This is a genomic window from Rhodococcus sp. A14, assembly GCF_011603105.1.
Taxonomy (GTDB): Bacteria; Actinomycetota; Actinomycetes; order Mycobacteriales; family Mycobacteriaceae; genus Rhodococcus_F; species Rhodococcus_F opacus.
In genome coordinates this window covers 39,209-47,877 of sequence record NZ_JAAOQS010000075.1, presented here as the reverse complement: position 1 = coordinate 47,877, position 8,669 = coordinate 39,209, and the positions used below count along the sequence as shown (strand labels likewise).

The window sequence follows — 8,669 nt, the reverse complement described above, 5'->3', positions numbered from 1 at the left end:
CCACCTCACGCACCGCCTCCACGGCCGAATCGGCGACGGTGACACCGTCTTTCACTGCCTGTTCGAGAGCGGCGGGCGCGAGGTCGAAACCGACCACCGTGTGCCCCGCCTTGACGAGGTTGGCCGCTATGGGACCACCCATGTGGCCGAGTCCCAGAAATCCGACGGTAGTGCTCATAGCAGTCCCTCCTGGACGCTTGTGGCTGGTGGTCAGTGCTGCGGCTGCGGGGCCGTCAGGCCGAGTTCGAGGTCGCCGAGCGGCGCGAAGAACGCGTCGATCCGGGTGTCGTCGACGTCGTCGATGGTGGCGGGTGACCAGTGCGGGTTGCGGTCCTTGTCCACGACCTGCGCGCGGATGCCCTCGACGAGGTCGGGTGAGCTCAGGCAGGCGACGGACACCCGGAATTCGTCGTCGAGGACGTCCTCGAGGCTGCCGGCCTGCCGGGCGCGGCGCAGCGATTTCAGGGTGACCGCGCACGCGGTCGGCGACTTCGACACGACCTGCTCGGCCGCCTTCTCCGCCTCCGGGACACCGCTGCCACGCAGCCGGGCGACGATCTCGGCGACACTGTCGGCGGAGTACGCGGCGTCGATCCAGCCCTGCTGCGCCAGCAACTCCGAGATCGGTGCCGGTTCGGTGAACGCGGCCAGCGCAGCCTCCACCGTGGTTTCCGACAGCTTCTGAATGTACCAGTGTGGGCACTTCGATGTGCCGGACGTGTGGTCCGCGCTGTCCGCCGGGATCGCAGTCGATTCCGGGCGCGAGTGGACCAAGCTCTCGCGGTGGCGCCGAGCGCGTGCCCGGTGTGCGTGAGACCGCAACACGAGGGGCGACGCGCACGTGGACACCTATCGGCGACTGACACGTGGGTGCAGGCAAAGTCGGTGCGACACAACAGGGATGTCGCTGTCGGGCACTACGTTCATCGCCATTGGTGGGGACACCGGCCGCGGGTCAGGATCTGGCGAGTGCGCTGACGCCACCGCGATGGGCCCACTCGATCAATCGGTGTGCCGCTCGGCGTTCCGGCGTTCGCTGCGGGGTGCGGTGACCGCAACAAGGCCGCCGGTGACCGAGACGGCGGCGGCGAAGGCGAGGAACCCGGGGAGCGAATGCACACCCGAGACCAGAACCGCGACGAAGGCCACCGCGGCAAGCGCACAGAGGATGCGCGCGAGGGTAGTGCACCCTCTGACCAGACCGGTCGAGCCGCCGACGACCAGCAGGGCGCCGATCCAGAGAATCCACATCTGTGTTCCTGTCCTCTGGTGGGCGGTGTTGGGTCCGGGTCTCGGTGTCAAGAAGCCGAGACCACAGCACAGGACCTCCAGGTTCGGGGCCGGCCGGACAAGGATGGGTCGACGGTGGTCACATGCTGTCGAAGATGCGTTGTTCGGGGACGCCGGCGGTCTGTGCTGCGGTGACGGCGTCGAGGAGGTAGTCGGTGAGCTGCTCGAAGGTGGCCGATCGGACCCGTTCGGAGGGTCGGTCGCTCGGGTGGGTGGTCAGGAAGCTGTGCAGCATGGCGCAGGTGTCGCGTACGTGCTGTCCGAGGTCGGTGAGCCGGGCTTGCGCGTCGGTTACCGCGAGTGGTTCCAGGTGGATGCGCGTGCGCAGTTGGTATGCCACCGCTGTGCGGGTGTGGGGGAACGCGATCGGGTCGGAGTCCACGACCGCGGCCGGGTAGAGCCTATGATCTTCCGATCTTCTGTCCGTTGATCCTGATCGACGCCTGTGACCCGCTGATCCTCGTGATGCGCGCGTCGCGTACCCTGACAAACGATCGGTAGAATAGTGCAATCGCAGGAAGGCGGTCGTACATATGGGTTTTCGGGAGCGCCTTGCCGATGGTGTCGGGGTTCTACGACTGGCGGTCGACGCGGGTATCGCCCTCGCGTCGGTGGTGGTCGCAGTTCCTGTCGCGTTCGTTGTCGGCGAGGCGGCAACGATCGGGCGGAAGATGTGTGTGCAGAGTCCGCCCGCCGTGCAGCCGGATTCGACGACGCACGACCTCGGGACAGTCGTCAACTACCGGTGACAACTGGAGGCAGCTGTTGATGCTCCCGAGCGGCCGCGGTGGCCAAGGTTGGAGATGCATGGATGAGATGAGGTAGAAGGCACCGGAACTCGGTTTGCGTCGCGTGTCAACGCCCGGGTCTTGGTCCGAAGGCCGTCGGAGACGGCGGCGACTCGGGATAACCGCGGCGGGGTATCGGCGGGGCAGGCGTTAGTCGGTCTCGTCTCGAGTATGTTCGACGAGCCAGGTCGCGATTTGAGTGCGCGAGGTGAATCCGAGTTTGCTCAGGATGTGTTCCACGTGTCCCTGCGCGGTGCGTGGAGAAATTACCAGCTGGCCAGCAATTTGCTTGTTGGTCAACCCCTGAGCGATCAGATCAGCGACCTGTTGCTCGCGCTTGGTGAGCTCTACTTTCGGCGTACTCAGTACCTTCTCGCCGAGCGCGAACGCTATGGCTGCGTCAGCGTCGAAATGTGAGCCCTTGCGACGTAGTTTCTCAAAGACCCCCGCGCCGAGAGCCCGCCGGGTGCCCTCTTCACAATCATCGTGGTGAACAGCCAGGCCGGGGATCAAAACCGCAGGACTACCGACAGATTGACCAAGCGCCGTTGCCGCCCCCATCAGTACGGCTGCACGGTTAGCGTGGCCGTCGGCGGATTCGATCCAGGCCAGTGCCTCCAGACACGCTGCGGTCACGAGCGGGTCATCTCTCATCCTGGTGAGCCGGAGTCCGTCCTCGAGTAGCCGTGTCGCACGGGATCGATCACCTTGGCGCCACACGGCAACGCCGGTCGCTAACAGCGCATACGAGCGGTACACCGCTTCGCCCCTGGACTCGGTGAGCGCGAGTGCCTTCTCGCAGAACTCGAGTGCCCGCACGGCTTTACCGTCCAGCTGGTATGCCCAGCCCAGCTGCAGCAGGCTTTCCACCTGCGCGCATGGATCGCACCCGTCGTCGAACACGGCGAGCGCATCCAGTAGGCGGGATTGCGCGAGTGGAAGTTCGCCGTTGTAGAGCGCCAGCAGACCATCGGCGTGGGCGAGGTGGGCGTGGGCGAGCGGATCTGCCGACTGTCCGAAGCGAGCTCGTTCGTCCCGCATGGGGTCGGATGCTGCTTCGAGATCGCCCTGCAGTTCGGTCAGCATGCAGTCGGCGTAGAGCGCTTTCGCGCGTTCGATGGATTGCTCTCCAGGTGAACGGGCCAGTGCGCTGTCGAGCCAGTAGCGTCCCTCTCCGAGGAGCCCGCGGGTGAGCCAGAAGGGGTGCAGTGCAGTGACCATGCGCAGGGCACTTTGGTTATCGTCGTCGTCGCTAAGGCTGAATGTCAGCGCTTCGCGAAGGTTCGATTGTTCGCTTTCTAGACGAGTGATCCAATCAAGCTGGCATGGGCTGATCCAACCTTTCTCCGCCTCGCGGGCTAACTGCTGGTACCAATCGCGGTGTCGTCGGCGCAGCTGCTCGTACTCACCGGTCTGCTGGATCTTTTCCCCACCGTAGTCCCTCAGTGTCTCGAGCAGCCGGAAGCCGATCACCCCACGGGTTTCCTCGCGGATCAAGATTGATTTGTCCACGAGAGAAGACAGCACATCGAGGATGTCGTCGGGCTCGATACTGTTTCCACACACATCCTCTGCGGCAGCGAGTTCGAAGGTCCCTGCGAAGACCGACAGGCGAGCCCAAACGAGTTGTTCGATCGGAGTACATAGTTCGTAACTCCAGTCAATGCACAATCGCAGGGTCTGCTGCCGGCTAGGTACGTTTCGCCCGCCTCGGGTAAGCAGCCTGTACCGGTCGGTCAGCCGCTGCAGGATTTGCTCTGGTGACATCATCCGCAGCCGTGCCGCCGCCAGTTCGATCGCCAACGGTAAACCATCGAGCCGCGAACAGATACAGGCCACTGCCTCGTGGTTGTTATCCGTGAGCGCAAAGCCCGGCACAGCTGTCTCGGCTCGTTCGATGAAAAGTCGCACCGAGTCGTACCGGGGTAGATCGCGCAGTCCATGGGCATGATCAGTATCGGGGACAGTCAGGGGGGCCAGCCGTAAGACCGACTCTCCGCCGATGTCGAGCGGCTCTCGACTGGTCGCAAGAATGCGCACCTCGGGGCATTCCCGCAGCAACCTGTCCGCCAACTCAGCGCTACCCGCTATCACCTGCTCGCAGTTGTCGAAAACGATGAGCAGCTGTCGCGAGCGTAGGAACGCAGTGAGCACCTCGAGCAGTGGTCTGCCCGAGCGGTCCCGCACCCCCAGACTGGCCGCGACAACGTCGACCAGGAGCGCGTCGTTGTGCAGCTCGCTCAACTCGACCAGCCATACCCCATCGGGGTAATGCCGTCGCTCAGTTTGGGCTACCTGCAGGGACAAACGGGTCTTACCGACACCACCGATACCGGTCAAGGTGACTAATCGAGACACCGCGAGCAGTGACTTCGCTTCCGCTGTTTCGGTACGACGTCCGACGAAGCTGGTCAGTTCGGCGGGAAGATTCCCCTCGGCACGCGGTACTGCGCTACTCGGCCGCACCGTCACCGGCTTGTGCTCTGCAGTCAATTCCGTCGGGGGACTCAGCTGGCCGGACACCGTCTCGACGCGAAGAACCATTTCGCTGACAGGGAACCCGTGCTGAGCCTGAAGCAGGCGGAGTTCTTCGCCGAGTGCCGCTGCGGTGGGCCGCTCGGCAGGGTCGCGGGACATCGCCCGCTCGACAATGGCGCTGATGTCGTCGCCGATTCCGTTCTCCCGCAGGTTCGGCACCGGCTGACTGGCGATCCTCAGGAACTGCGCGACCACTTGTTCACCGCTGTGACGCTCGAAGGCGGCATGCCCTGTGAGCGCACTGAACAAGGTGGCACCGAGCCCGTAGACGTCCGATGCCGGCCCGGGGCGATCACCCTTGAGTACCTCGGGGGCCGTGAAGGCTGGCGAACCGGTGACAGTGCCGGTGGCGGTCTGGAATCCGCCCGACACGTGCGCGATGCCGAAATCCGCCAAGGCGGGCTCACCGTAGTTCGTGAAAAGGATGTTTGCCGGCTTGACATCGCGATGCACGATCCCGAGCCCATGTGCGCTCTCGAGCGCGCCCGCCATCTTCACGCCGAGCCGCAACGACTCGTCCAAGGTCAGGGGGCCAGAACTCCGGATCCGCTCGTCGAGGGATCCCCTCTCGTGGTACGGCATCACGAGATAGGGACGACCGGTCTCTGTACCACCGACCTGGAGAACATCGACGATATTGGGGTGGCCAGTCAGTATGGCCATGGCGTGCTGCTCGCGAAAGAATCGCGCGCGGTTTTCCTCGTCGAGGTCGGCGGTGAGAACTTTTACCGCCACTGTGCGGCCGAGGCCGCTTTCGAGGCTCCGATACACCACACCGAAGCCGCCATGCCCGATTTCCTCCGTGTCATCGAACCCGGCGGCGCTCAGTTCCGTGATGACGGTCGGCCCGACATCACGCTGTGTTTCGAAGGGGTCTCCTTCATTCATCGCACATACGATCCACGAGATCTACCAAACGACTGGTTAATAACGTTAAGGCGCGCGTTCGTAACGTGTCAAGCGCCACGTTTGGCTGACTACCCAACGCATGGTGGCACCGAGCCTGGGCCCTCCGCGCACTGAAGAAGGCGTCGAAGCTACAGGGCAACGCCAACGGCCGGCGCTTCCGACGAGTACGGCGTGGCGGTCTCGTGTTCGAACCGACGGGTTCGTAACGTGCCGTAGGGGACCGTGGGACTGGCTCGGGGTCGCTTCCGACATCCGACCGGCCGAGGGGTTGGCTCACAGAGGGTTCTGCTCTTCCCGCGGTCTCCGTTCGCGGCTTGGCTCAACACAGGAACATCACCCCCCGCGGTGACCGAAAGTCGGAATGCCAGCCACGAATACCCCGTCCACCAGCACGGAAGAGGCACACACGGTGATCGTGATCGGCTTCGACCCGCGTGACAGGGTCCAAACAGTGGCCCGACCGCATCTGGGCGGTCGAGAACGCCTCCGGCCTCGGCCACCACCTCAACCAGTGCTGATCGACAAAGGGGAGGCCGTCGTCGACGTGCCCCGACCGCCACCGCCCGGGTACGGGAACTCGCCCGGGGTGGCCGGCGTAAGAACGATCGGATCGACGCCGCCGCCGCGGCGTGCGTCGCGTTCAGTCAGGGCGACTTCCGGCCGGTCGCCCCCGAAGGGCATACCGACGTGCTGCGCATCCTTGACGAACGTCGCATTGACCTGCTCAAGCACCACGGTCGTGTGATCAATCAGCTGCACGCGCTGCTGCGGGAGCTGGTGCCCGGCGGCATCAAGCGGGACTTCGACCCCGAGGATGCCGCCGCCACGCTCAAACGGTTCGAGCCGGACACCCCGGCCGATGCGATGCGCACGAAGGTCGGCCTCGAGATGGACGGTGACATTCGGCGGGTCCGGTTCCAAATCGAGGAGATCACCGCCCGGATCAAGAGCGAGCTCGCTGCCTGCGGGACCCGGCTACCGAAGATTCTCGGTGTCGGCCCCGTCACCGCCTGCCGGATCCTCGCCCGCACCGGTTACCAGCGGGATCAGCGTTACGCCGTCGGCGACGGAGGCCGCACGGATATCTGAGATCAGGCCCGCCAGCCCACGAGGTGTACCGACGTAGCGAACGGTCGCCGAGTGGTCCGGGTGCGCGAACCGGAGTTCCGCAGTGCGAGTTCGGCGCGTGCCGTGCGAGCGTCGGTAGCGATCAGGAACTCGAGATCGAGCAGAACGATGAGGTCCTGCGGATCGCGGCCCCCTTGTGCCTCGGTCAACCGCAGGCGGTTGTCGTCGTTTGAGCCTGTCGAAGGTCCGCTGCTTGGATGCGCACAGCCGCGGGTGTGCTCACGGGTGCACCCGTGTCCGCGGTGAGGTCGGTCCAGTCGGTGGGTGTACAGCCGGAGATGGACGTTCTCGTCGTGGCGAATCCCGCCGCTTCGGATAGGGCGAGTGCGACGCGTGGCGGGCGGGACGGAGACGAGATCATGATCGGTCCTGGTGGTGATGCGAGGGTGCGGGGACCCTGTGGATCATGGAACGGTGATAGACGAGAGGGGCGACGTCGTCCGCCACCTTCATCGCCATTACTTCCAGCACGACGATACTGTGATCCCCCGTTGGTATCTGTGCCGAATCTCGCAATCGAGCCACAGCGCGGAACCGTGCAGGAGTAGCGAATTATGTTCCGTGCGAATGGTTTCCAATCCAGCAAACCTATACCGCGTGCGAGAGGCGAGTTGTCTGCAGACATGGTCTTGACCCTCGCCGAGTATCGAAACGCCAAGGCGCTCGGCGGTCCGCAAACACGGCCACGTCCGTGAACTGTTCTGGATGGAAAACAGGACCAGCGGAGGGTCGTACGAGACGCCGACCGAGAAGGACGTCGCGACCAATCCGACCGGCTTGTCATCGACCGTCGCGCACAGGGCCGCGATTCCTGAAGGGAAGAACCCCAGCGCGGAACGGAGTTCGGAGTGGTCGGCCATGACAGGTTCGAGCGATGGCGCAGAGGGGTGGACACTCGTGAGACTCATGGATGGTCTACTCCGGTTCGACGGCGGCCTGCCTGGGGGCGGCGCGCCGATCAGATCTCCTTGCGATTCGGGCTGGGGGACCGGGTCGGTGCACTTGTTACGACAGGCTTCGCGTGACGGTCCTCACTATACCACCAAACGATCGGTTGACAACTGGGCATCGTGTAGGTGCTGACACCGCGCCTGACGATCCGCCGCGGGGGTGGGCCTCCTCCCGTGATCGGGCTGGGCGCGAGTGCAAACTGGTTCGCATGACCGGGTTTCCCCGGTATCGCTTCATGTGCCGCGACCCTGGGATCGAGGGGTCGATTCTCGACCGCGATCGTGTAAGCGGCCCCGGTCTTGACCGGCATTCGGTGGCGATGCCGCGGGGCTGTCCGGGCCGGCTTCGCGCCCTGAGGCGGTGTGTCCGCCGTGCGGGGCACGTGCGCACTCGGAAGCCGTGTGCGACGGGCTGTCGAATCCTCCTTCGTGGCCGTCTCAACCCGGCCGTTAGCTACCCCGAGCGGTCCCGAGGTCGCGATTGGTACTTGCACGTGACGCGCAACACGCCTAGCCTGGTTTCACCACCAACCGGTTGTTAGAAAAGGAAGTGCTGTGGAGATCTCTTCGGCCGACATCAAGCTAATTCTGACGGCGCTGCAGGATGCAGGGTTCGACCAGGCTGAGGTCGTGGTGGGCGATGTCCACATAGCCGTGGCACGACGCGGCATCCAGCTGCCCGCGTCCGCGCCCACCGCAGCGCCAGCACCGCCCGCGGAGCCCGCACCGCCCGTGGCAATCGAGCCGGAGCGCTCGGCGCCTGCCCCCGATGCTCCGCCGACCGGTGCAGTCCCCCCGGTAGGCGGCTCGGAGCAGGTCGTCGCTTCCCCGAGCGTAGGAGTGTTCCGGCGCGTGTCCCAGAACGGCGGTGCGCCATTCGTCGAGATCGGCCAGAACGTGACGGCTGGGGACGTACTCGGCAACGTCAAGGTCCTCACATTGACGATGCCCATCGAGGCGATGACGGATGGCGTTGTGACCGCTATCGCCGCGGCCGACGGTGACCCCGTGGAATACGGAACCCCGCTCGTCACGATCGCGTCGTAACAGGGGCCGCACCACCGCC

At 64.9% G+C, this 8,669-nt stretch carries 11 protein-coding genes; 3 read left to right on the top strand and 8 right to left on the bottom strand.

Annotation, left to right across the window (positions count from 1 at the left end; translation table 11 throughout):
* The 4 genes from G9373_RS30885 to G9373_RS30870 all read right to left on the bottom strand — a co-directional run.
* A partial coding sequence (locus tag G9373_RS30885; protein WP_167118545.1) for an NAD(P)-binding domain-containing protein occupies nt 1-178 on the bottom strand: 178 nt, incomplete at its 3' end.
* A gap of 32 nt (nt 179-210) precedes the next feature.
* Nucleotides 211-744 (bottom strand): enoyl-CoA hydratase/isomerase family protein, encoded by a 534-nt coding sequence (locus G9373_RS30880; protein WP_346842869.1) that lies wholly within the window; start codon nt 742-744, stop codon nt 211-213.
* 258 nt (nt 745-1,002) lie between these two features.
* A complete protein-coding gene (locus tag G9373_RS30875) occupies nt 1,003-1,251 on the bottom strand; it encodes a hypothetical protein (protein ID WP_167118542.1) in 249 nt (82 codons plus the stop codon).
* Between the two features lie 118 nt (nt 1,252-1,369).
* Complete coding sequence (locus G9373_RS30870; protein WP_167118425.1) at nt 1,370-1,672, bottom strand: hypothetical protein; 303 nt, start codon at nt 1,670-1,672, stop codon at nt 1,370-1,372.
* Nucleotides 1,673-1,823: 151 nt separating this feature from the next.
* Here G9373_RS30870 and G9373_RS30865 point away from each other — a divergent pair, with 151 nt between their 5' ends.
* The gene (locus G9373_RS30865; RefSeq protein WP_133987113.1) at nt 1,824-2,039 is read left to right on the top strand and encodes a hypothetical protein; all 216 of its coding nucleotides are present in this window, start codon (nt 1,824-1,826) and stop codon (nt 2,037-2,039) included.
* 189 nt (nt 2,040-2,228) lie between these two features.
* On the opposite strand, the gene G9373_RS30860 is transcribed toward G9373_RS30865, so the two are convergent.
* Together G9373_RS30860 and G9373_RS46870 are read right to left on the bottom strand one after the other, a co-directional pair.
* On the bottom strand, nt 2,229-5,504 hold the full coding sequence (locus G9373_RS30860) for a protein kinase (protein ID WP_167118541.1): 3,276 nt from the start codon (nt 5,502-5,504) through the stop codon (nt 2,229-2,231).
* A 525-nt stretch (nt 5,505-6,029) separates the two neighbouring features.
* On the bottom strand, nt 6,030-6,284 hold the full coding sequence (locus G9373_RS46870; protein ID WP_240960829.1) for a hypothetical protein: 255 nt from the start codon (nt 6,282-6,284) through the stop codon (nt 6,030-6,032).
* Here G9373_RS46870 and G9373_RS46865 point away from each other — a divergent pair.
* Nucleotides 6,267-6,614 carry a hypothetical protein gene (locus G9373_RS46865; protein ID WP_240960828.1) on the top strand — a complete coding sequence of 116 codons (348 nt, stop codon included), beginning with the start codon at nt 6,267-6,269 and terminating at the stop codon, nt 6,612-6,614. The two genes, G9373_RS46870 and G9373_RS46865, sit on opposite strands and share 18 nt — an antisense overlap.
* 2 nt (nt 6,615-6,616) lie before the next feature.
* On the opposite strand, the gene G9373_RS30850 is transcribed toward G9373_RS46865, so the two are convergent.
* Both G9373_RS30850 and G9373_RS48320 read right to left on the bottom strand, forming a co-directional pair.
* Nucleotides 6,617-6,802: a hypothetical protein gene (locus tag G9373_RS30850; RefSeq protein ID WP_167118538.1), complete on the bottom strand. Its 186-nt coding sequence runs from the start codon at nt 6,800-6,802 to the stop codon at nt 6,617-6,619.
* A gap of 309 nt (nt 6,803-7,111) precedes the next feature.
* Entirely contained in the window at nt 7,112-7,513 is a 402-nt protein-coding gene (locus G9373_RS48320) for a flavin reductase family protein (protein WP_346842868.1), read from the bottom strand.
* 645 nt (nt 7,514-8,158) lie between these two features.
* Between G9373_RS48320 and G9373_RS30840 the strand changes: the two genes are divergently transcribed.
* Nucleotides 8,159-8,650: a biotin/lipoyl-containing protein gene (locus G9373_RS30840; RefSeq protein ID WP_133987107.1), complete on the top strand. Its 492-nt coding sequence runs from the start codon at nt 8,159-8,161 to the stop codon at nt 8,648-8,650.
* The last annotated feature ends 19 nt before the right edge of the window (nt 8,651-8,669 follow it).